The organism is Streptomyces sp. RK9 (genome assembly GCF_045070545.1).
In the GTDB taxonomy this organism is placed as follows: Bacteria; Actinomycetota; Actinomycetes; order Streptomycetales; family Streptomycetaceae; genus Streptomyces; species Streptomyces alboflavus.
On the sequence record NZ_CP173703.1, the window covers coordinates 4,732,575 to 4,758,062 of the forward strand.

The window sequence follows — 25,488 nt, forward strand, 5'->3', positions numbered from 1 at the left end:
ACCAGGGCGGAGACTCCAACAAGCCCTCACCGTATGGCTGTTGGCAGCTGCACCACCTGCCCTCCCTCGCCCGGAGTGCGAAGTCCGCAGTTCCGCCCGAGGCTGCATAGGGCGCCGAGGGTTGGGGCAGACGCAGGCTCCGGCAGTCAGGGAGCGGAAGTCAGGCGGGCCGCCGCTTCCTCGGCCGCGAGGACCACCTTCTCGGTGTCCACATGCACCAGTTCGCCGCCCGTCTTGCGCAGTCGGCCGTCCACGTACACGTCAGTGATGTTGAGCGGCTGGCCGTTGAGGACGATCTGGCTCGTCCAGTCGAAGCGGGGAGCGAAGTTCAAGGTGCCCGGGTCGAGAACGAGGACGTCGGCGCGCTTGCCGGGGGTCAGCGAGCCCACCTGGTCGGCCATGCCGATGGCCTCGGCGCCGCCCAGCGTGCCCATGCGAAGGACGGCGGGCAGCGTGGGGTGGATCTGAGGGTCCTCGTGCACGGCGCGCTGGAGGCCGACTGCGGCCTTCATGAGGGCGAACATGTCGGAGGTGTCGTTCGTCCCGCCGTCGTGGCCCAGACCCGCCTTCACCCCGGCCTTGTGCAGCTTCGGCAGGGGCGCGACCCCCGAGGCGAGGCGCATGTTGCTCAGCGGGCAGTGCGCCACGCGTACGTCGTGGTCACCCAGGAGTGCGATCTCCTCGCGGTTCAGGTGGACGGCGTGGTTCATCAGCAGGCTGGGGCCGAAGGCGCCGATCTCGCGCAGGGTCGCGATCTGTTCGTCGGCGCGGTCGGTGCGGTGCTCCAGGACGTGCGAGTTGAGCATCAGCCCCAGGTCCTGTGCCTGCTTCCAGGAGGCGCGCAGTGTGGCGATGCTTCCCTTGCGCGCGTGCACCGCGATCTGGGCGGAGGCAAGCGGCAGCGGGTCCAGGAGTCGCTCCTTGACCGTGCGGACCTGTTCCTCCGCGCCCTTGAAGGCGGCCATGGCGTAGACGAAACGCAGACCCGCGTCGTCCAGAGCCTGTACGTAGCGCTCGCTCGTCGCGAGCGGGATCGCGTGCACCCAGTCGACCAGCGTGGTCACGCCCGCCTGGAGGGCGTCGAGCGCGGCCAGGTGCACGAAGGCGTACATGCCGGCGGGGTCGATCTTCGGCAGGGTCGACAGGTTGCACGTCTTGAGCCAGCCGACCAGGTCCTGGTCCGAGCAGCCGCCTCGGATGCTGGACTGCCACAGGTGGTTGTGGATGTCGACGAACCCCGGCAGCACGAACTGCCCCTTCATGTCCCGCACCCGGGCGCCCCGCGGCGCCTTCAACTGCCGGCCGACCTCTGCGATCCTGCCGTCCCGCAAGAGCACATCGGCGTCCTTGAGCACGCCGAGCTCCCCGTCGCCGATGTGGGGGTCCATGGTCAGGACGAGCGCGGCGCCCCGGAGGAGGGTGGCCTGCCCGGGTCGCTCGGTCGCGGCGCCCGCCGGCGCGGCGGTCTTGGAGACGGCGGCCAATGAGAGTCCGCCGGCCCCGGCGAGAAGGCTGCGACGGTTGAGGCGCATGGGGTTCCTGAGAGTCATTGCGACGTTATACCGCTCGGCGCGAGGCGATCAACAGGCGGCATGCGGACCACAGTTCAATGGTGAAGTTCCGTGATGTGGACGCCGAGAGTGCTGCCGCAAGCATGCCGTGGGTAACTCTTCTAAGGGGTTAGTGTTCAAGCGCCTATGATTGACGTACTGCATAGTCACCAGTTGGGATGGTTACTATGCAGTCGGAGGCGCGCACTCGGTGAAGTACATTGAAACCGGTGAGAAAACACGTGTTCGTCTCAGTTCGGCTCGTACCGTCTTCAGCGAGGAATCTGTGATGATCAACCGACGCTCTCTCCTCCGTACCAGCGGTGCCGCGGCCACCGGCGCACTCGCTGCCGCCGCGCTCTCGCCGTCCGCACGCGCCGCCGAGACGGGCGACCTGACCCACGTCCCGCGTCAGGTCGGCTCGGACCCGACCGAAGGTGTGACCCGGACGCTGCTTCAGGAGCACCCGTCTCCGGCCAAGGGCTGGGAGGCGGTGCAGACGCTCGTCGAGATTCCCCGGCACAGGGAGTCCGGGCGACACAGCCACCCCGGAGTGGAGGTCGGCTACATCATCCGTGGGGAGGTCCTGATGAAGTTCGACGACAGGCCCGCGCTGCGACTGTGCACCGGCGACCCGTTCTTCATCCCCTCCGGCGCGATCCACAACGCCGTCAACGTCGGCAAGGTGACCACGATGATGCTCTCCACGTACGTCGTCGACGAGACCAAGCCCCTGGTGACCATGTACTGATCGAGGGCGTCGGGACGGAGCGCTGCGCGGCGACGGCAGGGGAGTGCGTGGCGTCGACGCGCGTGACGGGTTGTGTTCTCGCCCATCACTGGCCAGTATGGTTACGTGAACCACGCTTTTCCCTGCGGGACGCTCCCTCTCGACTTCGTCGGCACGCTGCGTGCGCGGCGCAACGGCGAGCCGATGGAGAAGCTCGCCACCCCCGAGCTGCTCGACGACTGGTTCGTCGAGTCCGGGATGCTCGACCTCGCGCCGTGCGCGAGCGAGGTGGACCTCGCCATCGCTGTCGACCTGCGCGAATCCATCTACGACCTGGTCGCCGCCTGCCTGGACGGCAAGCCGATGCCCACCGAAGCGGTCGCCGAGCTGAACCTCCAGGCGTCGGGCCTGCCGGTGACGCTGCGGCTCGGTCCGCACGGCATGACGCGTACCGGCTCGGTTTCGCAAGGGCTCGCGGCACTGGCCCGCGAGATGATCGTGATCCTCGGCGGCGACGACGGGGCCCTGCTGCGCGAGTGCGCCCGCCCTGAGTGCACCCAGGTCTACCTCGACCGCTCGCGTGGCCGCCGCCGGGAGTGGTGCGCCATGAAGACCTGTGGCAACCGGGTCAAGGCCGCCGCTTACCGGGCTCGCCAGCACGTCAGCCAGGGCTGACCGGCCCGGAGGGCACCCCGGATCCGGATCCGCTGACCGGGGCGCCCTGCGGCGCCGCACTTCGCCCGGCCCGCTTTCGTCCCCGCGGGATGGTCGTACATAAGTAACTTGACCGTCGGACTTCGCCGGCCTGCGCACCGAGCTGTCGGTGATCGCCGCGGTGGCCGGCGTGTCAGGACGAGCCGAGACCGTTCAGCAGGGTGTCGACGACGATGTCCGCTGCCTGCGCGGGGCTCAGCCCGGGCTGTTGCCGGGACACGAGGTGCATCAGCTGGGGGAGGAGGGCTGCCGCCCAGCCTTGCGGCTGGTCCTGGTGGAAGAGGCCCTCGGCGGTGGCGCGTTCCAGGAAGGCGTCGACTTCCTGCGGCGGGCCACATGCGGTTGACGGTGATGATGTTCTTGACGTAGCGCCTCCGTCGCCTTCGACGGCCCGTTCGGCGGATTCAAGGCCAGCGGCATCGGCCGTGAGTACGGTGAGGTCGGCCTCGGCACGTACGCCGAGTACAAGACCATCACCGTGTGAACCAGTGACGAAGGAGCTGGACTGCGATCACGGTGCTGTTCGGGCACGGCCCGTGCTCAACCCTGCTTCACCAGGGTGTACATGACGGACCGCTGCTGCTTGTGCCGCTGGATGCGTCCCTTGGCGACAAGTGACTCAAGGGTGTTCCGCACCACCTGCGGTGTGGGATTGCGGTCGGGGTGTTTCTTCAGGAGCTCGTCCCGGAGCTCCTTCGCCAGGCGCGGCTCGTCGTACTTGGCGAGCAGCTTCGTGAGCAGGTCACCGAGCAAGGGCTGACGCGGCTTCCCCTTCGTGCCGGACTTCGCCGAGGTATCCGACGACGAGGTCTTCGCGCGTGCCGCGTGTGGCGAAGTCGCCCCGGCCGCAGCCTGCTTCGGCTTCGCCGCGACACGCTCGTCCTGCGGCTGCTCGGGCAGTCGGGACGCATCCATGAAGCCCTTGTGGCGCTCGGCGAGGCTGATGATGTCTCCCAGGAGGGCCTCCTCCTGTTTCAACATCGAGATCCTCTCCTGCAGCTCCTGCTGCAGGCGGCGGTTCTCCTCCAGGTCCGATACGGCTTGTGCCACGTATCGCGACCGGAGCGCGGCGGCCGACTGGCTGGTCACAACCGTTCACTCCCTCGATATGAATGACGTTGCGCATGGTACCCATGCCGAGGGGGCCGTGCAGATAAGTGTCGACGCCCGACGATGCGTCCGGCATGTTCGCTCTTCACGATAAGGGCTGATGTGCTCGCGTACCCAGGCCGGGCGGGCCCGGGCGAGTAGACACATGCCTTCAGTGTTCACACAGACATGTCGTTCCGACATGGCCGGATGCGGGGGCCCGGTAGTCGTGATGGGTGCGACGGTCCGCGCCGGGCACGGAGCCGGGCGCGGACCGTCGCACGAGTCGACGGTTCACACCGTCGGGGCCCCCGTCTCCTGGAGCTGCCCGTCGGCAAGCCGCAGCCAGCGGTTCACGCCGATCTCGGCGAGGAACCGTTCGTCGTGGCTGACCACCATGAAGGCGCCCTGGTAGGAGTTGAGCGCGCTCTCCAGCTGGCCCGCGCTGACCAGATCGAGGTTGTTGGTGGGCTCGTCCAGGAGCAGTAGGTGCGGGGCGGGCTCGGCGCACAGGACGCAGGCCAGCGTGGCGCGCAGGCGCTCTCCACCGGAGAGCACCCGGACCGGCAGGTGTGCCCGGGCGCCCCGGAAGAGGAAGCGGGCGAGCAGGTTCATCCGCTCCGCCGCGGGCCGCTCGGGTGCGAACGCGGCGAAGTTCTCCGCGACGGTGCAGTCCAGGTCCAGCAGGTCCAGACGCTGCGAGAGGTAGGCGATACGGCCGTCGTTGCGCTTGATGTCCCCGCTGTCCGGCGTGAGTTCACCGGTGATCAGACGCATGAGGGTGGTCTTCCCGGCGCCGTTGGGCCCGGTCAGCGCGATCCGCTCGGGGCCTCGTACGGTCAGGTCGACGCCGCCCGGAGCGAACACGTCGATGCCCCCGAGACGGACCTGGGCGCCGTGGCCGAGGAACAGGTTGCGTCCCGCGGGCACCCGGGTGTCGGGCAGCTCCAGGGTGAGGCGCTGCTCGTCGCGCAGGGCGCGTCCGGCTTCGTCGAGGCGGGCCTTGGCCTCGCTGACCCGGGAGGCGTGCGTCGTGCCGGACTTCCCGGCTGCCTCCTGGGCGCCGCGCTTCATGTTGCCGGCGAAGATCTTGGGCAGACCGGCGTTCTTGAGGTTCTTGGCGGCGTTGCTCGCGCGGCGTTCGGCGCGTTCGCGGGCCTGCTGCAACTCCCGCTTCTCGCGCTTGAGGTCCTGCTCGGCGTTGCGGACGTTCTTCTCGGCGACCTCCTGCTCGGCGCGCACGGCTTCCTCGTACGCGGTGAAGTCGCCCCCGTACAGGCGCAGTTCGTCGCTGCCGAGTTCGGCGATGCGTTCCATCCGGTCGAGCAGCTCGCGGTCGTGGCTGACCAGTAGCAGGCAGCCGGAGAAGTCGGAGAGCACGTCGTAGAGCTTGTGCCGGGCTTCGAGGTCGAGGTTGTTCGTGGGCTCGTCGAGCAGCAGCACGTCGGGGCGCTTGAGCAACTGGGCGGCGAGGCCGAGGGAGACGGCCTGGCCGCCGCTGAGGGTGCTGAGCCTGCGATCCAGGGCGAGGCCGGCGAGGCCCAGTCGGTCGAGGTGGCCGCGGGAGCGCTCCTCGATGTCCCAGTCGTCGCCGATCGTGGCGAAGTGCTCCTCGGCGACGTCGCCGGTCTCCACGGCGTCGATGGCGCGGATCACCGCGTCGACGCCGAGCACCTCGGCGACCGTGAGGCCTCCGGTCAGGGGGAGGCTCTGCGGCAGATGGCCGAGGGTGCCGCTGACGGTGAACGAGCCGGTGGCGGGCTTGAGTTCGCCCGCGATCAACTTGAGGAGGGTGCTCTTACCGGCTCCGTTGGGTGCGACGAGCCCCGTGCGGCCGGTGGGCACGGTGAAGGACAGGTCGTGGAAGACCGGGGTGTCGTCGGGCCAGGCGAAGGAGACGTTCGAGCAGACGACGGCGGCGGTGTGGGACATGGAGGTGACCTCGAGGGGTGTGAGGGCAGGGAACAGACCTCTGCCCTGGGCAGACGTGTGAAAAGGGGTGCGACGAGACGGACCACGTCAGCGGCGCTCCTGAGCGCCTGCCGGTGGTCGTCGGAACGGGGCTCACCCCGAGATGTCGTCGTCACCCGCCACGTCTGCGACTCCTCGATAGACAGTCGATGTGCCGCACAGAGTAACAGCTGCGTGGGCCATGGATCCGGGCTCGCCCGACGTACCGGGACCGGCCCAACCTCATATGCGCGTGTGTCGATCCAAGTCGGCTGTGTGTTCGCCGCGGATCTCCTGCGATGCCTCCGTTGACACCCACAGGAGGCCCGTGCCACGCTCGTAACCGCTTAGGAGGGTGACGACGGCTACCTCGCGTGTGGGACCGTCAACTGACTGATGTCCCGCGGCCAACTCGCGGCCAGAGTGATAGCGGGTCGGCGCCCTGCCGCCCGCCTCCCAGTAGTCCCGTACGACGTGACACATGTGTCGTCGTAACCAGACGCACACCTACCTCTTGGATGGGAAAGCAATGAAGAAGGCTCTGACGGCACTCGCGGCCGGTGTGCCGCTGGTCGCCGCGGCGGTGTACCTGCCGACCGCCTCGGCGGACGAGACGAGGGACACCGCCACCCCTGCCGCCTGTGCGGCGCCGTCCGTGCGGGCTCCGGCCGGCACGAAGGCCGAGTCCGTGACAGCGGTCCGCCGGGCAGGCGGCACCATCCACGGCACCGGACTGCTCGGCGGCGAGGTCTCAGGAGTCCCGGCCTTCTGCCAGGTGACGGTCACCCTCACCCACCCGGGAGAGGGCGACCACGCCAAGGTGCAGACCTGGCTGCCCCTGGCGAAGTGGAACGGCCGTTTCCAGGCGATCGGAGGCAGCGCCTACAGCGCCGGGGACAACGGTGTCGGCCTCGGCACGGCGGTGAAGAACGGCTACGCGGTGACGACCACGGACGCCGGTGTCGGCGACGTCCTGGACACCGGCTGGGTCCTCGACGGCAAGGGGAAGGTCGCCGGCACGCCGCTGAAGAACTTCGCGTCCCGCTCGCAGCACGAGGCCGCGGTTGTCGGCAAGGCGGTCGTGGACCGCGTCTACGGCAAGCGCGCCGCCTATTCCTACTTCACCGGCTGCTCCACCGGCGGACGCCAGGGCTACATGGAGGCCCAGGCCCACCCCGACGACTACGACGGCATCCTCGCGGACGCGCCCGCCGTCAACTGGGACGAGTTCGAGGTCGCCACCTTGTGGCCACAGGTGGTCCTGAACAACGAGAAGACCTACCCGACCGACTGCGAGCTGGACGCATTCACCGGCGCGGCCGTCAAGGCCTGTGACAAGCTCGACGGCGTCCGGGACGGCCTCGTCGGCGACCCCTCCCGCTGCGACTTCGACCCGCGCCGCCTGATCGGCAGCAAGGTGGTGTGCGCCGGCAAGGAGCTCACCGTCACGGCGGCGGACGCGGCCGTGGTCCGCAAGATCTGGGACGGCCCGCGCACAACCTCGGGCCGGAAGCTGTGGTCCGGCGTCCCGGTCGGCGCCGATCTGAAGGGCCTGGCGCGTTCCGTCACCGGCATCGACGGCACCGTCAAGGGCGAGCCCTTCCAGGTGCCCGCGCTGTGGGTCAAGCTCTTCCTGAAGAAGGACCCGTCCTTCGACCTCACGAAGATCACGTACAGCGAGTTCACGAAGCTGTTCGAGCAGTCCCAGGCCGAGTACGACCACGTCATCGGCACCGACGACCTGGACCTGTCGGGCTTCCGCAAGTCCGGCGGCAAGCTGCTGACCTGGCACGGTCTTGACGACGAGTACATCCCCACCCAGGGCACCGTGCGGTACCGCAAGCAGGTCGAGCGGAAGATGGGCGGCACCCAGCGGGTCGACGACTTCTACCGTCTCTTCCTCGCCCCCGGCACCAGCCACTGCGGCCTCAACGGCCAGGACGGCTCGGCCGACGGCCTCGCCGCACTGGCCGCCTGGGTCGAGCAGGGCAAGGCGCCGAGGGCCCTGCCCGCCACGCTCACCAACGCCTCCGGCGAGCGGGTCGAGCGCGACCTCTGCGCCTACCCCCAGGTGTCCCGGTACAAGGGCTCCGGCGACCCGTCCCTCCCCACGTCGTTCCGCTGCGTCCCCTCCCGGAGCTGACCGGCCGACGACACCTCCCGATCCGAGAAAGGCCGAACGGACGTGAGCGCCCGTACCGCGTCCCCGACCGGACCGGGCACCGGGTCCCCGCGTTCAACGGGGTGCTGAGCACGCCGGCCGCCGTCGCGGTCGGCCTCGCCGCCGGCGCCGGTGGCGAGGCGGCGGCCTTCCATGTGTTCGGCGCCTGGGTTCCAGCCCTCCTGCTCACAGCATGGCGGGGCTGAGGCGCCGGACACCGAGGGCGAGCACCACGGAGTCAACGGTCAACCAGCCGTGGACACGGCGCCTCACCCCTGGATTCCGCATCGGCGCCGACCGGGCCGCGGGGAAGCAGTCGGTCCAGCCACCCCGGCAGCCACCAGTTGGCCCGGCCGAGGAGGGTCATGGTCGCCGGTACCAGCACCATGCGGACGACCGTCGCGTCGATGAGGATCGCGGTGGCCAGACCGAGCCCGAACATCTTGGTGGAGGGGTCGTCGGCGACGGCGAAGGACAGGAAGACCGCCACCATGATGAGGGCGGCCGACGTGATGATCCGGGCGGTGCCCGCGACGCCCTCCACGATCGCCGTGCCGTTGTCGCCGGTGCGCACGTACTCCTCACGTACGCGGGAGAGGAGGAACACCTCGTAGTCCATCGACAGGCCGAACAGGATGGCGAAGAGGAACATCGGGATGAACGACACGATCGGAACCGTCGCTTCCAGCCCGATGAGTGCGCTTCCCCAGCCCCACTGGAAGACCGCGACCATGATGCCGTAGGCCGCGCCGATGCTCAGCAGATTCAGCAGCACCGCCTTGAGAGGTACGACGACCGAGCGGAAGACCAGCATCAGCAGGAGGAACGACATCGCGAGCACGGCGGCGACGAACAGCGGCAGGCGTTGGCTGGTGCGTTGGCCCACGTCGGACAGGCTCGCGGCGGCGCCGCCGACGTGGGCCCTGGCCGGGCCGTGCCCGATCGCCGAGGGCAGCACGTCGGTGCGCAGCCGGGCGATGGTGTCGGCCGTGGCCTTGTCCTGAGGGCTGGTGGTCGGGAACACCACGAGGGTCGCGACGCCGGTGGCCCGGTCGACGCGCGCAGGCGCGACGGACGCGATGCCCGGATCCGCCGCGACCGTCGCGACGAGACGGTCCACCACTCCCGGATCATCGGCGGGGTCCGCGGCGACGACGAGGGGACCGTTGGTGCCCGGGCCGAACCCCTCGGCGACGAGGTCGTAGGCGCGGCGCTCGGTACGGCTGTGGGGCTGTGAGCCGTCGTCGGGCAGGCCGACGCGCAGGCCGAGCACGGGCAGCGTCGCGGTCAGCAGCAGCCCCGCCGCGCCGACCGCGTACGGCACCGGGTGCCGGCTGACGTGCCCGATCCAGCGACGCCACCCGGCGGCGGGGGCGGCGCCTGCCGCAGTGGCCCGCCGCCGCGTGAGTCGGCCCGGCTTCCTGGTCCGCAGAGCCCGGCCGATCCGGCCGGCCCGGGCCAGGCGTGGGCCGGCGGCGCCGAGGAAGGCCGGCAGCAGCGTCACCGACGCGAGCACCATGGTCAGGACGACGATCGAGACGGCGAGCCCGCCCACCGTCATGAACGGCACGTTCGCGACCGCCATGCCGAGGATCGACACGACGACGGTGCCGCCGGCGAAGACCACCGGCCGCCCCGCCGTGGCCACGGCTCGTCCGGCCGCCTCGTGCGGATCGAGCCCGCGCGCGAGGTACTCCCGGTGCCTGGCGAGCACGAACAGCGCGTAGTCGATGCCCACTCCGAGCCCGACCATGCTGCCCAGGACCGGTGCGAAGGTGGGGACGTCCGTGACCCCCGCCAGTACCGTCATCGTGGCGACCCCGACGGTCAGCCCGAAGACCGCCATGCCGATCGGCAGTGCGGCGGCGACGAGCGAACCGAACGCCAGGAACAGGATCGCGGCCGCGGCGAGGAGGCCGATCAACTCGCTCACGCCGCCGTCGGGGTCGGAGAAGGCGTAGAAGAGGCTCCCGCCCATCTCGATGCGCAGGGGCAGTTCGGCGCGCAGCCGGTCGCCGAGATCGACGAGGGCGTCGAGGTCCTCGGCCGACAGCCGGCTCTGGTCGGGGTACTGCACCCGGACGACCGCGATCCGCCCGTCGGCCGAGACGAGGCCGCCGCGCACGGCGGTGTCCCCGCGAGCGCCGAGTGCCCCCGCCGGGTCGCTCGTGCCGAGCACGTGCGGCAGCCGCTTCACCTCGGCCCGCAGCCGCGTGAGAGCGGTGCGCGCACTGTCGTCGTCGAAGAACGTCGCACCGTCGTCGAGGGGGGTGACGACCACTTGGGCCGTCATCCCCTCCTGGCCGGTGCCCGCCCGCTCGATCAGTTCCGCGGCCCGCCCGGAGTCCAGTCCCGGAGCGGTCATCGAGTCCGCGGTCCGCCCGCCGAAGGCGACGGCGGCGAGGACGGCGAGCGTGGCGGCGATCAGCCATGCCGCGATCACCCGCCAGGGACGGCGGGCGGCGCCAGCGCCCAGGCGCAACAGGGCTTTCGAGAGCATCGGGTCCTCCAACCGCCTCGTCGGCCGTCCTTGTACGGCCGCCGATGCCGAGGCTCGTCGCCGTGGCGCTCCGCGGCATCGGCCCGCGGGCCGCGGATCCGTCGGCCCCGGGGCGGAGCGACGACCCGTCCTTTCGGCCGATGCGCGCCGCGCCGCGGTCCCTAGGCTGAGAACCGTGCTCCGAGACGACCTGCGAACCCTGTGGACCGAACCCAGGCCGCCCGACGCGCCCGCCCGGGTGCGGCGGGACTGGGCGCTGCTCGCCGCGGGCCTTGCCGGTGCGACGCTGGAGGCCACCCTGCGCGAGAACGTCGTGTGGCGGCCGGTGGCGGTGGTGTTCGCCGCAGGGCTGTGCCTGCTGCCCCTGTGGCGCCGGACCCGCCCGTTGGCGATGGTGACGCTGGCGTTCGGCTCGGTGCTCCTGCTTCAGGTGGCCTCGCTGGTCGCCGCATCGCGCGAGCCCGTCGGCCTGTACACCGGCGCGGTCGTGCTCGTGCTGGTGTACTCGCTGCCCCGGTGGGGATCGGGACGCGAGATCGTGTTGGGCGGCGCGGTGATCCTCGCGGTCGGCGCGCTGTGTTCCGTCACGGACGAGATCCCGGTCGGCGAGAACGTCGTGGGCTTCGTCTTCCTGCTGCTGCCCGGCGTGGTCGGGGCTGCCGTTCGGTTCTGGGGGAGCGCTCGCGAGCGGCAGTTGGAGCAGTTGCGCTCCCGCGAGCGCGAGCAACTCGCCCGGGAACTGCACGACACGGTGGCCCACCACGTGTCGGCCATGGTGATCATCGCCCAGGCGGGCCGGGTGCTCGCGGGCACCGACACGTCCGCCGCCGTGGAGGCGCTGGCAGAGGTCGAGGAGGAAGGGGCGCGCACGCTGGAGGAAATGCGCGCCATGGTCGCCGCGCTGCGCGACCGCGGGGTCGGCGCCGAGCTGGCGCCCCCTGCCGGAGTCGCCGATCTGGAGCGCCTGGTGCGCACCCCGGGTGGTCGCCTCAGGGTCGACCTGGGGCTCGACGGCGAACTGGACGCGCTGCCCCCGGCCGTGGACGCGGCCGTCTACCGGATCGTGCAGGAGTCGGTGACCAACGCGCTGCGCCATGCGGTCGACGCGACCGAGCTCGTCGTCCGGGTCGCCGCGGAACGGCACAAGGTACGGGTGAGCGTGCGCGACAACGGCCGGCGCACCGGCCGGGGTCGCGACGGATTCGGACTTACCGGACTGCGCGAGCGCGCGACCCTGCTCGGCGGCACACTACGAGTCGGCCCGGGTACCGACCAGGGCTGGCATGTCGAAGCCGAACTGCCGAGAGCGAGGAGCGAGAACGGTGTCCATTCGCGTCCTCGTCGCTGACGACCAGACCATCATCCGCACCGGGTTGCGGATCATGCTGAACGCCCAGCCCGGCATCGAGGTGGTCGGCGAGGCCGCCGACGGACAGGAAGCGGCACGTCTGGCCCGCGAACTGCGCCCCGACGTCTGCCTGTTCGACATCCGCATGCCCGTACTCGACGGGCTCGAGGCCACCCGCCTTGTCGCAGGACCGGGCGTCGCCGACCCGCTGGCCGTGGTCGTCATCACCACGTTCGACCTCGACGAGTACGTCTACGGCGCGCTGCGTGCCGGGGCCCGCGGATTCCTCCTCAAGGACACGGGACCGGACCTTCTGGCGCAGGCCGTGCGGTCGGCGTCCGACGGTGAGGCGCTCATCGCGCCGAGCGTCACCGTCCGTCTGCTCCAGGCCTTCGCGGACCTGCCCGCCGGCCGGCCTATCGCCCAGCCGGTCTCCCCCGTCACCGCCCGCGAGGAACAGGTGCTCCTCGCCGTCGCCCGCGGGCTGACCAACACCGAGATCGCCGACGCACTGCACATCAGCCTCAGCACGGTGAAGACGCATCTGGCCAGCCTGATGGCCAAACTCGGCGCCCGTAACCGGGTAGAGATCGCGATGTGGGCCTACGAAACACGCCGCATCCTCCCCGGAACCTGAGCCGGGTGCCGGGCCATGTCCCCTGAGTCCCCGCCCGGGCCCACGTCCCCGGAGCTAATCGTGCGGCAGCCCGTCACCCGTACAGAAGTGCTCCCGCAACAGCTCAGACCCCGCGAGCACCTTCGCGACCCCCGGGTAGTCCCGCCGCACCCTCTGCGCGTACCGCGCGCAGAGCTCCCGCCTCTTCCCCGGGTCGTTGTGCAGCACGGACTTCGCGTTCCACAGGTGGGTGAAGGTCCTGTTCTTCCGCCCGGACCACAGCTCGGCCCCCGTGTAGTCACGCAGGAACGCTCCGATGCGCACGCCGCTCGCCCGTGCGCACATCGGCAGCAGCCGCTGCTCCGCGAAGATGGGGTGGGCGGGCACCGACGGGTCGGGCTCCGACCGGATCGGGTTGCCCGCCATGAACGACAGCGCCCGGTCGGCGTATGCGTCCTTGAACGTGTCCTTGGTGAAGACGACCAGCGCGGCGCTGCACGGCGTGACCGACCAGTCGAGGCCGCTCCAGTCGAATCCGGGTGGCGCGACGAGGCGGTCCGGGCCGACGTAGGCAGGAAAGGCGAGGGACTCCTCGTGCAGGCTCATCACTTCCGCGGTGACGAGCCGCCGGATGTCGTCCCAGACGATGAGATCGATGTCCAGGACGCAGCACGGCGCCGCCTCCTGCCGCAGGGCGACGGTCTTGCCGAAGGACCAGAAGACGCGGCCGTTGATCGTCCGGGACGCCGATTCCAGGAGTCGGGCATCGACCCCGCCGTCCCAGAGTTCGAGGAGTCCGAGGCGGTCGTAGAACTCCTGGCCCGGGGGATCCGTGTAGAGGCGGATCACTCCGTTGTGCCGACGCCACTCCAGGGCGGACAGGACGGTCGTGAGGACTTCGAAGTCCTCCTGCCGGTAGGGGGCGCCTTCGGCCCGTGAGACGTAGTAGTTCGTGGTCGGCCGGGTGGACACGACGTGGATCCCCTTCACGGCCGCCCCCTGCCACGGCACTCCGGCCCACGCCCCCGCGGACCGCCGTGGCCCGCCGCCGACGCACCCCTCACGACAGATACCGCCGGACGCTGGGCATATGGCGCAGCATTCCCACGAGTTCGGGGTAGTCGCGGCGGATCCGTGCCACGCACCGCCGACAGAAGGACTCCCGGCAGTCCGCGTCGCTCTTGAGCGCGTCCTTGTAGGCCCAGACGTGGGTGACCAGTCGGTTCCTCGCGCCGTCGGCCATCGTCTCGCTGTTGAGCTCGGGCCTCGGCCAGTCGAGGAAGTACGCCGGCCGCACCCCCAGCCTCAGCGCGCACATCGGCAGCAGCCGCTGGGCCACGAACACGTCGTGCACCGGCAGCCGGCGCTCGGCCTCGTGCCGGATCGGGTTGTCCAGGATGAACTCCATCGCCTTGGCGTGGAACGTCTCGGTGAGCCGGTCGGTCGCGTAGTACGTCAGCGAGGCGTTGCACGGGGACGCCTCCCAGTTCCACTCCTCCCATACGTACCCGGTGGGTGTGCTCAGCTCGCACCGGGGGCGGTACACGCCGTGGTGCAGGGGCTCCTGGTGCAGGGCCATGAAGTCCGAGGTGATCAGGGTGTCGATGGCTTCCCAGACGACGAGGTCGGTGTCCAGCGAGACGAAGGGCGCCGTCTCCGCCCGGAGGGCCGCGACGCGTCCGGCCGTCCAGAACACGTCGTGGTTGATGGCGGCGGGCAGCGACTCCAGTACGTCCGTGTCGATCCCGCCGTCCCACAGCTCCGCCATCCCCAGACGCCGGTAGTACGCCTCCCCGACGCGGTCGGTGTACAGCGTGATCGGGCCGTTGAAGCGGCGCCAGGCGGCCGCCGACAGGACGGTCGTGAGGAGCTCGAAGTCCTCCACCCCGTAGCCGTCGGGGCCCTTCAGCCGCCCCAGGTACGGCACGGACGGCAAAGTGGAGTTGACGTGGATGGCCTTCATCCGGCGTCAGAGCTGCGCTCGGCCGGTGAGCCGGTTCACGACCTGCGCCAACTGGGCGAGGGCCGGGCGGACGCTCGGAGGTGTCATCGAGGCGCGCAGCACGAACGGGACCTGCCCCCGGTCGATCCTCATCACCACCTCGTCGCCCTCCGGGGGATCCTCGTCCTCGACGGGGAACCACAACGTGATCCGGGCGTTCGCCGACGTGATGGCGACCGAGCCGACGAGCGAGTCCGGCACGTACCCCTCGTCCGCGTTCGACGGGAGCTCCATCAGGGACGCGACGTCCAAGTGCCGTGCCAGGGCCGAAAGGTCCTCGGCGCGGACAGCGTCCGAGAACCGTTCGTCGACGTCCCGCAGCTCGTCCACCTGAGTCACCTCGGCCTCGCCCCCGGAAGGGACCGAGGCCCGGAATTCGACCCGCTGCCCCGGACAGCCCCCGAAGATGTACAGGTCGAACGTCACGTCGTCAGCGGGAGCGCCCTCCTGATCGCCCGTCGGCCCGTCGGCGAGCCGTGCGACCGCGGCCCTCATGCGCTCGACGTCGGGCCGTGTGAAGGATTCGATGGTTACCCTCATGTCGTCCTCGTCCTCGTCGTGAAGCGGTCGGGCCTAGATGAGATCCAGGCCGATCGAGAAGACCTCGGCCGCGAGCGGCGCCGAGACACAGATCCGGTTGACGTGGCGCTGCAGCGCCGGCCCGGTGTTGTTGTCCATGACCGTTCCCGTGTTGACGGGGTTGCGGCTCGGGCAGTTCGCGTCGGTGTACTCGTCCGGATTGCCGAGCATGTGCCCGAACTCGTGCGCGGCGACGTCACCGGTGTCGGACGTGTCCCACGTCGTCATGTTGCTCTGGGCGGGGCCTTGGCGTACCCGGACGACGTGGTGGGGGCTTGAGGTCACCCACTGCACGTCGACGGTGATGGTGGAGGTGCCGTAGGGCCCGGCGCAGACGAAGCGATTGCTCCACTTGTTCTCGATGCCGGTCTCCCACGTCGTGCGCAGCGTCGCCATCGTGGCGGGGGTGATCCCCGCGTCGGGGTTGAGCTGGATGCGTACCGTGACGGCGGTGCAGTTCTGGAAGTACGCGGCGTTCCAGGCGTAGATGCACTCGGACACCCGGAAGAAGCGCTGGCCGACGTAGGGGCAGGGGCCCGCGAGGGCATGGGTGCCTTCGGCGGGCTCGGGGGCGGGATGCGACACGACGACTCCCTTCGCCGCCACCGCATCGGGAGCGACAGGCTGGGAAGCGGATGAGGGGGAGGAGCTCGCCCGGGGTGGGCCCGACGGGCCGGACGCGCGGGACTCGCCGGGCGCGCCGGGCGTGAGGTATTCGCTGTACTCCGGGAGCGGATCGACACCGTAGAACGCGTCGGTTCTGCGCGTCAGATCCAGGAACTCGGCGAAGAGAAGCGGCGAGTAGGGAACCGAGTCGATCCGGTGCAGGACGTTGCGCGCGTACGCCCGCGCGTTGTTCGCCTTGTAGTCGAACGCGTCCGACGGCGCCGTCCCGCCCGCGTCGCCGAGAGCGAGCAGAAAGTCCTCGATGCGCTCGCGCGCCAACTGTCGGAGCTCGGGCGGGAGCGTCGAGATCCGGTGGACGGCCGGTTCCGTGGCGATGTAGCTGGAAATCGAGTCGGCGTCGGCGAACTTCCCCGACAGGACCATCGCGTAGTACGCGGGCAGATCGAACAGGTTGAGGTTGGTGATCGTGTTGTGCAGGTTGACGGTCGTGTTGGGCAGTGACGTCACTTCGCTGAAGTGACGGAACACCGCGTCGAAGTCGCTGTGCATGCGCACGTATTCGGTGGTCCGACGCGTCCCGTCCAGGCTGATGTTGAAATGAACGTGCTGGAATCGTGACAGGTGCGGACGGATGTCGACCTTTCCTGAAGTCAGCGTGGAGCCGTTCGAGATGATCTCCACGGACACCTCGCTCGACAGCTCGTTGAGCACGTCCAGGAAACGGGGCTCGTTGATGGGGTTGCCGCCGTGGAACGTGACGATACGGATCGGGTTCGCCCGGATGAAGCTGATGACCTTGTCGATGTCATTGCGCCGGTACCCGACCGGCTCCACACCCAGCATGCGATGACGGTCCGAACTCAGCCGCGTGCTGAGCTTGTCGAAGCACATCCGGCAGCTGTACGTGCACAGGTTGCTGAGGGCGATCAACAGATACTGCGTCCGGCTGACGTCACCGGTCGTCTCGTCGTAGGCCTCCGCGACATCCCGCCAGTCGAATTTCTGCTGGTAGTAGTTGTGCACGGTCGGCTGACGCGTTGCCTCGTCGAGGCATGCCCGGCAGCCCGCGGGCACCTCGCCGCGCAGGAACTGCCGGCGCGCGAGACGCATCTTCTCGCTGTTGACCAGACCGGACACGTCGTCGACCAGGCCCAGGCGACCGGCCTGCGGCCCTTTGTCCTCACAGCAGATGATCGATTCGCCGTCGGCCCAGATGGCCAGCGAGACGAAGGGGGCGATGCAGAGGGGAGTCCTGGTCTCGGGCTTCTGACTCATCACGGCTCCCGGCGGGTAGCAGATGAAAACGTCAGCGGTCGGCCGGGGGAACCGAACCAGCCTCGTCGAACCGCATTCTCCCGGAGGGATCTGAGAGTCCGCCATGGGAATAAGTGAACGCAGATGAAGACCAGCCATATCGCGCGCCACAAGGGCGAATAATTCTCACACCCCAACTCGTCTGCCGCGCCACGGAGATGACTGCTCCCGTGTCTCACTCGCGGGTCTTGAGTGCACAACTTTCCCGTTCGGAATGACTCATTTCAGCCCCGGTCGGCGACCAGAACACCACGACCAGAACTCCACGACACCGGATCTCCACGATCAGAACTCCACCGTGACAAAGCCGTCCTCGTCGGCCGGTGCGGGCGCCAGCACGCGGTAGTCGAACTCCTGCTTCAGCTCGTCGAGGTCCCAGTTCGCCGCCCGGTCCCGGTAGTTGAAGACGAGGTCCTTGCTCGCCCCGCCGTTCTTCAGGATCCGGGCGATGGCGATGTCGTCCGGATGGCCGTGGACCTTTCCGTTGGTGGAGATCAGGTAGCGCCCGCAGTCGAGGAGGCCGAGGAGATCGTTCGACACGTTCTTGGAGCTGCCGTGGTGGGCGACCTTCAAGGCGTCGATCCGCAGGCGCCCGCCCTCGTCCTCGGCCCGCGGCCGGATCGAGGCCACCAGGCGCGGGTCGTCCGCGTCGCCGGTGAAGACGATCCGGGTGTCCTCGAATTCGAAGAGCAGGGCGATGCTGGTCGGGTTCGTCGGGGACCGGTCCCGTTTGAACGGCACGGCGGCCAGCTCGTCGACGTCGATCGCGCCGAAGCGCTCGATGCCGGGCACCTCCTCCCTCTCCTGGGGGTCCACGCCCGGGATCAGCCCTTCCTGCTGACACTTCGCCTTCCACGTGGGAATCAGCGACTCAAGGAGTCGGCGGTCCGGGGCGAGCACTTCCATCGTGGAACCGTCGTCGAACCAGGTCAGGGGATGGCCGACTTCGATGCTGCGGCCCTCGAAGGCCTTGTTCCAGGGGAGTTGCTGGGTGATGAGCGCGGTGGTGAGCCTCTCGCCGTCCACCGCGCCGAATATCTCGCGGTCGTGGAGGTGGTCGAAGCCGTTGAACCACACATCGCCGAACTCGACCGTCCGGTCGGTGTCTTCGAGCAGTGCCAGTACGCCGAGGACGTGGTCCTGGTCGACATGGGTCACCACGAGCACGTCGATCAGGCCGTCCAGCTCGGCGAGCAGGGGCTTGATCCGTCCGTAGGTGCCGTGCCGTCCACCGTCGAAGAGGATCCTCCGTACGAAGTTGTCGTCGCCGTACTCGAGGAGGAGGCAGTCGCCGTCCTCCGCGGGCAGCATCCTGAGCCGGATCATCACGCACTCCCTTGTCTCAGGTCGAGAATCACGAACGGCTGACGCATGTCGGCCTGCCACGACAGGCGGCGCACCTCGTCGAGGCGGCGTACGCACTCGGGATCGTCGGGGAAGGCGGACAGCCCGTCGACGAGCCAGACGAGCCCCAGCGTGTAGAAGGGGATGCCGCGGTCGCACGCCTCGATCAGGCCGTCCCGAGCCCGCCGCAGGTCCGGGGGGGCGCGGCGCAGCATCCGGATCGCACGCAGGATCGCCCCGTCGCTGATCCAGGGGAAGGAGTCGGCAAGCCGCTCCAGCCAGGGGTCCCAGTAGGTCTCGCCCCTCGTGTGGTCGGTGCCGATGAGGACGTAGGCCCCGGCGGCCGCAGCGAGCGGGTTCTGGTGCTTGGAGTAGAGCATCGCCTCGACGTCGGTGAAGAGCTGGGCGGCCATGTCGAGGGCGCCCAGCGACATGTATGCCAGGCCGGCTCCGATCGCCGGATCGCGGACGGCGATGGCGACGGCGCTGCCGGTCGGGCTCTGCCGCAGATTGACCAGGACCTCGACCTCACTGCTGCCCCAGGGCAGGGGGAGGGTGACCAGGCGTACGGATTCCTCGGCCTCCACGACCAGGAACTGCCGCTCACCGGGCGGATCGCCGACGGCTCCGACGGGCCCGGTCGCATCGAAGCGGTAGAGCGGCGAGACCGCCTCCCCGCGCACGTCGGGCTCCGGGAGCACGAGAGGTTCGCCCCGGGCGATCTGCCGGGCGACCGGCTCGTCCGGCGGGTTGTTCCCCAGGGCCAGCATCGACGCGAAGGTGCAGCTCGCGGGCGAGGCGTCGCCGATCCAGGTGGCGAGCCCGGTCAGGTCCACATCGGCCTGGACGGCCGGATCGCGCGGCGTGGACGCGGGGGCGACCATGGACCGCGAGGCGACCGACGTGGCGAGCGGGACCTCGGCGGGGCTGTGGTAGACCCTGCCCGACTCGATGTTGCCCATGAGGTACTGCCAGGAGTGCGTCTCGTACGGCGAGTTCGTCATGTCGAACTCCACCGGTGTCTCCTCGCCCTCCACCGCCACGGCGTCCTCCGTCAGGACCAGCCCCGACGGCAGCGTCGCCGACACGAGGTAGCGGCCGGGCGTCACGGGGTACACCGTGGGGCGGCGGTCGATCCCGCAGGGGATCAGGATGTTGCGCCGGCTCTCGCCCTTGAGGTCGGCCGAGAGGATGTCACCGACGATCACCGCCTCGTTGGACTCCCCGGTGGGGGAGCGGGCGAGGTGGAGCCTGACGGCGAGTGCGGTGCTCATGGCCGGGCCAAGCGGACGCGGAAGAACGGCGGGCGGGCGTCGAGCTTCTTGCTGCGCAGGTCTTCGGGGCCCAGGACGGCCTCGACCCTGTACTGGCCGAGCTGCAGGAACGGGGCCCACTCGCGGAGGTCGGGTTCTTCGTCGGGGTCGGGCCGCGGGCGGCGCAGCGTTTCCCGGCCGCGGCGCTTGCAGAGGAACTCGGCGCGCGCGTTGTCCTCGGGGTCCGTGCAGCCGATGTACACCGGGACGACCGGGGTGCCCCTCAGCTCGTGGAAGTCGAAGTCGAACGACTCGCCGCTCGTCGGTGTCGAGGCGCCCACGAGGGTGCCCGCGAACGAAGGCTCCTGCATGAAGCGGACGGTCGAGCGCAGCAGGGTGGAGGTGGTCACCCGCCACACGCTGTCTTCGGTGTTCTCGCTCGCCGAGCCGTCGAAGCTCCGCAGCAGAGCGTCGGTGAACAGACTGACGCCACCGGCACGTCCGACCGCCGCCGCGCGGAGCATGGTCGAGTAGAGGACGGCGTGCACGCGCGGATCGAACCCGTCGGGGCGCAGGTTCCCGCCGACGACGACCCGTCCGAGCGTGTCCCTGCCCACCGTGTTGACGAGTGTGTCTGAGCCTTCCCGGCAGGCGTCGACGAAGAAGACCTGCTGGGCGGCCCTGCAGTTGTTGAGTCCCCGGACCAGCGCCTCGAAGTGCAGTGCGCCGTTCAGTGGGCTGTTGCGGTCGGCGAACATGTCCGCCGCCAGGAGCGAGGAGTCGGTCCCCAGCGAGACGCCGTGGCCGCAGAAGTAGAAGACCAGCCGGGCCTCGTCGTGGTCACCCCGGTCCTTCCACTCCGTGACGGCGTCCACGATGTTGTCGATGGTTGCCGGTTCCACTACATGCTTCGCCTGCGTCTTCGGGTGGACGAAGGGGGTGGGCGCCGCTTCGCTCAGCAGCAGCGCGAGAGACGCCAGCGGCCTGTGCTCGTCGTGATACTGATCGATCATCCACGTGGCGAACGCGCGCGCCGAGAGAGGTGGTGAGGTCAGCTGCCTCAATTTCGTGGCGCCCGGGTGGTCCGTCGGCGAGGGACCACCGGTCAGATGTGTGTACGCCCCGACCCCGATGACGAGCGCGTGCGTGGAGGAGGGCCCCGCGTTCTCGTCCATATGCACCGTGAAACCGGCCATGGGACCTCCGCATGATGCACCGGTACGCCGGTGGGAGGCTTTGCTCCTATTATAGAAGTAAATGCGGACAACTGTCCCTTGGAGTCCGTGATGGGCAAGAACATCGTGGTGTGCCTGGACGGTACGGGCAATCAGTTCAAGGCGCGCGGCAACACCAATGTCGTCAAGCTCTACGAGATGCTCGACCTCCGCGACCCCACCGCGCAGATCGCCTACTACGACCCCGGCGTCGGCACGTTCTCCGCCGCCGGAGCCTGGTCGCTCCCGGCCCGCAAGCTCTCCAAGCTCTTCGGGCTCGCCTTCGGCTCCGGACTCAAGGCCAATCTCGCCGAGGCCTACACGTATCTGATGCACCATTACGAACCCGGTGACCGGATCCACCTCTTCGGCTTCAGCCGGGGCGCCTACACCGCCCGCGCCCTCGCAGGGCTGCTCAAGTCCGTCGGCCTGCTCCGCCCCGGCTCGGAGAACCTCGTCCCGTACGCCATCGGCGTCTACGCCAAGAACCGCACCTTCAGCAAGGACGACTGGAAGCAACTGCACCAGTTCGCCGACGCGTTCAGCCGGAAAGTCGACGAACGGACGGGCGTCCCCGTCCACTTCATGGGGCTGTGGGACTCGGTGAAGGCCGCCGGACTGCTGCGCTGGAACCTGCGCTGGCTCTACACCCGGCGGATCTCCAACGTCGACCGGGTCCGCCACGCCGTCTCCATCGACGAGAAGCGCCGACCGTACGAGGAGTACCTCGTCCTCCCCCCGGACGAACCGGGAGCACCGGGCCCACTGATCGAGGAGGTCTGGTTCGCCGGCGTCCACTCCGACGTGGGCGGCACCTTCGAGAGCGACAAACCGAAGCAGCCGGCACCGGAAGACGACGCGAAGCTGTCCACGGTCACCCTCAAGTGGGTCGTGGACGGCGCCCTCGACTCCGGCCTGCTGCTCAAGGACGGGGCGTACGCGCAGCACGTCACACTCAGCCCCGCCCACGCACAGGGCACGGTGCACCGCATGGGCCGTGTCTGGGCCCTGCTCACCTACCGGCGCCGCCGCGTCCCCGACGGCGCCCGGGTGCACGACACCGTGCGGCTGCGCATCGCGTCCGATGCCGCGTACGGGAAGCGGATCCCGGCCGGTGTCGGGTGGGCGGACAAGGAATGGCTGTCGCCGCACCCGGGCGCCCGCTGACGGGATCACACCGCGCGATCCGGGCGCGCGGAGGTCACATCAGCCGCTGAGGTCGAACACGCCCCAGGCGCTGAAGGGCTCGGCTTGGACATAGATCCTGCTTCCGCGGCCTACGACCCGTCGGCGGCCGGGCGCGGGGCCATCGGGCTGGGTGAGCAGGCCGACGTCCCTCGGCTCGACGGATGCTTCGCCGATCTCTCCGAGGGCGAGTCGGTCCTGCTCCTCGTCGTAGCCGCCGTAGAAGGCGACCCGCTCACCGTGGACGGCTACCGCATGGGAGCCCCGAATACGGTTCGCCCACACCCTCACGGGCCGATCGGTGCGGTCCGGGCGTATCGCGACGAGCGGGAAGTCCGTGTAGGGGCACGCCCAGGCGGCGGTGCCCGACACGTTCAGGGCGTAGCAGTCGAAGAGACCGGGGATGCGGGCGTCGTCCGATGTCCAGGTGTGCTGACCTGTGAAGCTCCAGCGGTGGATCCCGATCGGGTTCTCGTCGAAGTGCCCGACCCAGATCTGGCCGGCCTCGTCCACGAGCAGGTGCTCGATGGCGTCCCCGACGGAGAAGGACGCGGTCTCGCGGCCGAGCGCGTCGAAGACCTGGACCTGATTCCCGTCCTCGTACCGGCGGACGCGAGACGCGGCGACGACGAACCCGCCGTCGGGCAGGCGGTCCAGGTGAGGCCAGCGGGCTCGCACGGCGCTGAGCTCGGTGAGTTCGACATTGCCGCCCGGATCGACGGACACGACCAGCGCGTCAAAGGGCGGGACATCGCCGCCGCGCTGCGGAGCGCGTTCGGCGAGCAGCCAGTGAGCGGTGCCGAATACGTCGACGGTACTGGCCAGGACGTGGTGCTCGTGGTGCGCTCGGGGGAGGTGGGCGTAGGGAACGAGGACAGTCTTCTGCACGGGTGGGCTCTCCTGAGTGGGCGGTCGGTCACGGCCATCGGGCTCTGCGGTGCGGGCGATCGGCGGCGCGCGAGCGGCGGAGAGCGGAACGGGGCGCCTAGAGGGCATGGACCTTTCTGGTCGTCATGAGGTGATCATGGTCGACATCAGCCCCAGGGACAAGCCATTTCGGGTGGGACGGAGCGCTCCAGGCCCTTCAGTCTCGACGACGTTCGGGCCCGTGGCGAGGTGTCGCCAGGTGGTCAGGCGACGAAATCGTGGAGGGCAGGCCATGGAGCGGTCTTCTCGACCGATCCGATGTAGACCACGGCCTCCTCGAACTGGAAGTAGGAGAGCCCTTCGTGGCGTGGGCCGATGACCAGGAGGTTGCTCCCGCGGCGCCAGGCGGCGTGCCGCCATTCGCCGGGTCCCATGGCCAGGGCGCCTCCTTCCGACCTGAGGTCGCGCTCCGGAGGACCGAGTCGCCGACTGAACTCGGCGACGGCGGCGTCGATCTGCGCATCGAACACCTCCCGTCCGGCGTTCTCGTGGCTGGACCAGCCGGACAACGTGCCCCAGAAGTCCTCACCCCAGGTCTCGCCGCCCACCCAGTAGAAGTGGGCGAACGACAGGGCGAGATGGCTCCCGAGGTGGGCGAGATGGCCTTCGGCCGTGACGAAAGTGTCTTCCAACGGCAAGTCGTCGCCCTCGCACCAGCCCAGACGCCGCATCGCCGTCTCGAGGACCCCTCGGTCGTCCCACTGCAGTTCCGCCAGGCCGACGATCTGCTCCACCAACAGGGGTGTGACGGGGCAGACGGCGACGTGGTCGGCGATCGGGTCCTGAGCTGTGGTGATGGGAGCCTCCTCTGTCATGGCAGAACGGTATCCAGGGCCTGTGGCGACATCGACGCCCCCTGCGGCGTCCGGCCGTCCGTAATTTCACCCCTGGCGATGACTCATCGCGCCCGGCGGCGCTGCGGCTGCGAAGGGGACCAACAGGAGCCCCGGCCGGGGCGATGCCCAGACTGCCGGGCGCCGGCCCTGTCAGTCGGGCAGGACCCGGTGTCAGATGAACTTGGCCATCGCCTCGTTGACTTCATTCGCCTGCCGGTGCGGAAGCCCGTGGTGGCTGCTGTCGGACAGGATGGTCGTCTCGGCGTGGGGCAGCAGCGCTTTCACGGCCTCCGCCACCCGGCGGGCGTCGTGTGGGCGACTGTTGGCGGCCAGCATGATCAGTACGGGTGTCCGGAGAGCGCGCAGGGCGGTCGGCGTAGGGCGCGGGCCCGTGACCGGGCGAGACTTCGGGAAGGCGGTCCCCGCTTCCTGCAGACGCAGCCACTTCGGATGGAGGTCCGCGTCGCCGGTCTCCCAACGGAGGAATGCGCGGACGCGCCCGGGGGTCGGTGCGAGCAGCATCGGCAGGGCACGGAGCAGGTACTGGAGCCTGTATCCGGCGAAGCAGTTGGTGGGGTCGAGCAGGGCGAGGCGGCTGACCCGGGTCGAGGACAGGGCGTAGTGGAGCGCGATCCAGGCGCCGTACGAGTACCCGGCGAGGGCGGTCCGCTCGATGCCGAGGCCGTCGAGGAGCATGTCGAGCCACTCGTTGAGCTCGGCGACGCTGCCGATGCGCCCCCGCTCCGGGAGGCTGCGGCCCGCGTCGCCGATGAGGTCGGGGGCCAGCACGCGATGGGTGTGGGCCCAGGTGGGGGCGTTGCGGAACCAGCCGGCCGAGGTGTCCCCGCCGCCGGGCAGCAGGAGCAGTGGGGGTGCGTCCTGCGGGCCGGCACAGTTGACGCGCGTGATGCCGTACGGCGTGCGGATGTCGAGGTGTTCGACCCCGTCGCCCCACAGGTCGAGCAGCCCCTCGTACGCCTCGAAGAACGCCTCGTGCATCACGTGCCCCCACTCGTTCTCGTACACTTCTCTCGCTGAGCGAGATATTAGAGCAAGGGTGGCACTGGGGATGAGTGAAGGCGACAGCGGGATGGAGATCGTTCATCTGCTGCGTGAGGCCATCGTGGAACTCGCTCTGACACAGGGTGAGTTCGCTCGCAATCATGGAATGCACACGACCGACGTACGCGCCCTGATCTGCCTGCTCGACGCAGGACGGGCGGGTGACCTGCTGACCCCGGGGCGGCTCGGCGCGCAGCTCGGGCTCAACTCCGCCGGTACGACTTCCGTGATCGACCGCCTCGAGCGGGCCGGGCACCTGGAGCGGCTGCCGGACGCGCATGACCGCCGGCGGGTGCGCCTGAAGGTCAGCGAGCAGGCCGTCGCCCTGGGGCAGGGGCACTTCGGGCCGCTGATCGCGCGGACCCTGGACCTCCTCAGCACCTTCGACGAAAGTGAAGCCGCCGCCGTGCGGCGCTTTCTGGCCGGCGTCCGTGACGCCGCACAGAGCCGCGCGTCCGGGTAGAGCGTTCGTTCCCCTGAACACGTT

At 69.6% G+C, this 25,488-nt stretch carries 22 protein-coding genes and 2 pseudogenes; 9 read left to right on the plus strand and 15 right to left on the minus strand.

Annotation, left to right across the window (positions count from 1 at the left end):
• Positions 1-146 precede the first annotated feature (146 nt).
• Positions 147-1,550 carry an amidohydrolase family protein gene (locus tag AB6L24_RS19520; RefSeq protein WP_405656819.1) on the minus strand — a complete coding sequence of 468 codons (1,404 nt, stop codon included), beginning with the start codon at positions 1,548-1,550 and terminating at the stop codon, positions 147-149.
• 289 nt (positions 1,551-1,839) lie between these two features.
• On the opposite strand from AB6L24_RS19520, the gene AB6L24_RS19525 reads away from it, so the two are divergent.
• Together AB6L24_RS19525 and AB6L24_RS19530 are read left to right on the plus strand one after the other, a co-directional pair.
• Complete coding sequence (locus AB6L24_RS19525) at positions 1,840-2,301, plus strand: cupin domain-containing protein (RefSeq protein WP_405656820.1); 462 nt, start codon at positions 1,840-1,842, stop codon at positions 2,299-2,301.
• A 105-nt stretch (positions 2,302-2,406) separates the two neighbouring features.
• The gene (locus AB6L24_RS19530; RefSeq protein ID WP_405656823.1) at positions 2,407-2,955 is read left to right on the plus strand and encodes a CGNR zinc finger domain-containing protein; all 549 of its coding nucleotides are present in this window, start codon (positions 2,407-2,409) and stop codon (positions 2,953-2,955) included.
• A gap of 172 nt (positions 2,956-3,127) precedes the next feature.
• On the opposite strand, the pseudogene AB6L24_RS19535 reads toward AB6L24_RS19530, so the two are convergent.
• Positions 3,128-3,365: pseudogene (locus AB6L24_RS19535) on the minus strand (TetR family transcriptional regulator); the annotation flags it as partial.
• Here AB6L24_RS19535 and AB6L24_RS19540 point away from each other — a divergent pair.
• A pseudogene (locus AB6L24_RS19540) lies at positions 3,365-3,478 on the plus strand (aldehyde dehydrogenase family protein); the annotation flags it as partial. The pseudogenes AB6L24_RS19535 and AB6L24_RS19540 sit on opposite strands and share 1 nt — an antisense overlap.
• A 56-nt stretch (positions 3,479-3,534) precedes the next feature.
• On the opposite strand, the gene AB6L24_RS19545 reads toward AB6L24_RS19540, so the two are convergent.
• Both AB6L24_RS19545 and AB6L24_RS19550 read right to left on the minus strand, forming a co-directional pair.
• Positions 3,535-4,083, minus strand: coding sequence for a hypothetical protein (locus AB6L24_RS19545; protein ID WP_405656825.1), 549 nt, complete (start codon positions 4,081-4,083; stop codon positions 3,535-3,537).
• A 294-nt stretch (positions 4,084-4,377) separates the two neighbouring features.
• Positions 4,378-6,015 carry an ABC-F family ATP-binding cassette domain-containing protein gene (locus AB6L24_RS19550; RefSeq protein WP_405656828.1) on the minus strand — a complete coding sequence of 546 codons (1,638 nt, stop codon included), beginning with the start codon at positions 6,013-6,015 and terminating at the stop codon, positions 4,378-4,380.
• A gap of 547 nt (positions 6,016-6,562) precedes the next feature.
• On the opposite strand from AB6L24_RS19550, the gene AB6L24_RS19555 reads away from it, so the two are divergent.
• On the plus strand, positions 6,563-8,176 hold the full coding sequence (locus AB6L24_RS19555; protein WP_405656830.1) for a tannase/feruloyl esterase family alpha/beta hydrolase: 1,614 nt from the start codon (positions 6,563-6,565) through the stop codon (positions 8,174-8,176).
• A 101-nt stretch (positions 8,177-8,277) separates the two neighbouring features.
• Complete coding sequence (locus tag AB6L24_RS19560; RefSeq protein WP_405656832.1) at positions 8,278-8,400, plus strand: hypothetical protein; 123 nt, start codon at positions 8,278-8,280, stop codon at positions 8,398-8,400.
• A gap of 32 nt (positions 8,401-8,432) precedes the next feature.
• Here the strand turns inward: AB6L24_RS19560 and AB6L24_RS19565 are convergent, their stop codons facing one another.
• Complete coding sequence (locus tag AB6L24_RS19565; protein ID WP_405656834.1) at positions 8,433-10,694, minus strand: MMPL family transporter; 2,262 nt, start codon at positions 10,692-10,694, stop codon at positions 8,433-8,435.
• A gap of 175 nt (positions 10,695-10,869) precedes the next feature.
• Here AB6L24_RS19565 and AB6L24_RS19570 point away from each other — a divergent pair, with 175 nt between their 5' ends.
• Together AB6L24_RS19570 and AB6L24_RS19575 are read left to right on the plus strand one after the other, a co-directional pair.
• Complete coding sequence (locus AB6L24_RS19570) at positions 10,870-12,042, plus strand: sensor histidine kinase (RefSeq protein WP_405656836.1); 1,173 nt, start codon at positions 10,870-10,872, stop codon at positions 12,040-12,042.
• A complete protein-coding gene (locus AB6L24_RS19575; RefSeq protein WP_405656839.1) occupies positions 12,017-12,679 on the plus strand; it encodes a response regulator in 663 nt (220 codons plus the stop codon). The genes AB6L24_RS19570 and AB6L24_RS19575 overlap by 26 nt, the downstream gene beginning before the upstream one ends.
• A 54-nt stretch (positions 12,680-12,733) precedes the next feature.
• Here AB6L24_RS19575 and AB6L24_RS19580 read toward each other — a convergent pair whose 3' ends face one another.
• The 7 genes from AB6L24_RS19580 to AB6L24_RS19610 form a co-directional block, all read right to left on the minus strand.
• Positions 12,734-13,648: a hypothetical protein gene (locus AB6L24_RS19580; RefSeq protein ID WP_405656840.1), complete on the minus strand. Its 915-nt coding sequence runs from the start codon at positions 13,646-13,648 to the stop codon at positions 12,734-12,736.
• Positions 13,649-13,718: 70 nt separating this feature from the next.
• Positions 13,719-14,585 carry a hypothetical protein gene (locus tag AB6L24_RS19585; protein WP_405656842.1) on the minus strand — a complete coding sequence of 289 codons (867 nt, stop codon included), beginning with the start codon at positions 14,583-14,585 and terminating at the stop codon, positions 13,719-13,721.
• A gap of 42 nt (positions 14,586-14,627) precedes the next feature.
• Positions 14,628-15,200, minus strand: a complete 573-nt coding sequence (locus AB6L24_RS19590) for a hypothetical protein (RefSeq protein WP_405656843.1) — start codon at positions 15,198-15,200, stop codon at positions 14,628-14,630.
• A 33-nt stretch (positions 15,201-15,233) separates the two neighbouring features.
• Positions 15,234-17,141, minus strand: a complete 1,908-nt coding sequence (locus AB6L24_RS19595; protein ID WP_405656846.1) for a twitch domain-containing radical SAM protein — start codon at positions 17,139-17,141, stop codon at positions 15,234-15,236.
• 324 nt (positions 17,142-17,465) lie between these two features.
• Complete coding sequence (locus tag AB6L24_RS19600) at positions 17,466-18,506, minus strand: ComEC/Rec2 family competence protein (RefSeq protein WP_405656849.1); 1,041 nt, start codon at positions 18,504-18,506, stop codon at positions 17,466-17,468.
• Positions 18,506-19,798, minus strand: a complete 1,293-nt coding sequence (locus AB6L24_RS19605; protein WP_405656851.1) for a hypothetical protein — start codon at positions 19,796-19,798, stop codon at positions 18,506-18,508. The genes AB6L24_RS19600 and AB6L24_RS19605 overlap by 1 nt, the downstream gene beginning before the upstream one ends.
• The gene (locus AB6L24_RS19610) at positions 19,795-20,973 is read right to left on the minus strand and encodes a caspase family protein (RefSeq protein WP_405656854.1); all 1,179 of its coding nucleotides are present in this window, start codon (positions 20,971-20,973) and stop codon (positions 19,795-19,797) included. The genes AB6L24_RS19605 and AB6L24_RS19610 overlap by 4 nt, the downstream gene beginning before the upstream one ends.
• Before the next feature lie 90 nt (positions 20,974-21,063).
• Here AB6L24_RS19610 and AB6L24_RS19615 point away from each other — a divergent pair, with 90 nt between their 5' ends.
• A complete protein-coding gene (locus AB6L24_RS19615; protein WP_405656856.1) occupies positions 21,064-22,158 on the plus strand; it encodes a T6SS phospholipase effector Tle1-like catalytic domain-containing protein in 1,095 nt (364 codons plus the stop codon).
• A 39-nt stretch (positions 22,159-22,197) separates the two neighbouring features.
• Here the strand turns inward: AB6L24_RS19615 and AB6L24_RS19620 are convergent, their stop codons facing one another.
• The 3 genes from AB6L24_RS19620 to AB6L24_RS19630 all read right to left on the minus strand — a co-directional run bounded on the left by AB6L24_RS19620 (position 22,198) and on the right by AB6L24_RS19630 (position 24,938).
• A complete protein-coding gene (locus tag AB6L24_RS19620) occupies positions 22,198-23,064 on the minus strand; it encodes a hypothetical protein (protein WP_405656858.1) in 867 nt (288 codons plus the stop codon).
• Between the two features lie 242 nt (positions 23,065-23,306).
• A complete protein-coding gene (locus AB6L24_RS19625; protein ID WP_405656860.1) occupies positions 23,307-23,918 on the minus strand; it encodes a hypothetical protein in 612 nt (203 codons plus the stop codon).
• 192 nt (positions 23,919-24,110) lie between these two features.
• Positions 24,111-24,938, minus strand: coding sequence for an alpha/beta fold hydrolase (locus AB6L24_RS19630; RefSeq protein ID WP_405657232.1), 828 nt, complete (start codon positions 24,936-24,938; stop codon positions 24,111-24,113).
• Between the two features lie 70 nt (positions 24,939-25,008).
• Between AB6L24_RS19630 and AB6L24_RS19635 the strand changes: the two genes are divergently transcribed.
• Entirely contained in the window at positions 25,009-25,464 is a 456-nt protein-coding gene (locus tag AB6L24_RS19635) for a MarR family winged helix-turn-helix transcriptional regulator (protein WP_405656861.1), read from the plus strand.
• The last annotated feature ends 24 nt before the right edge of the window (positions 25,465-25,488 follow it).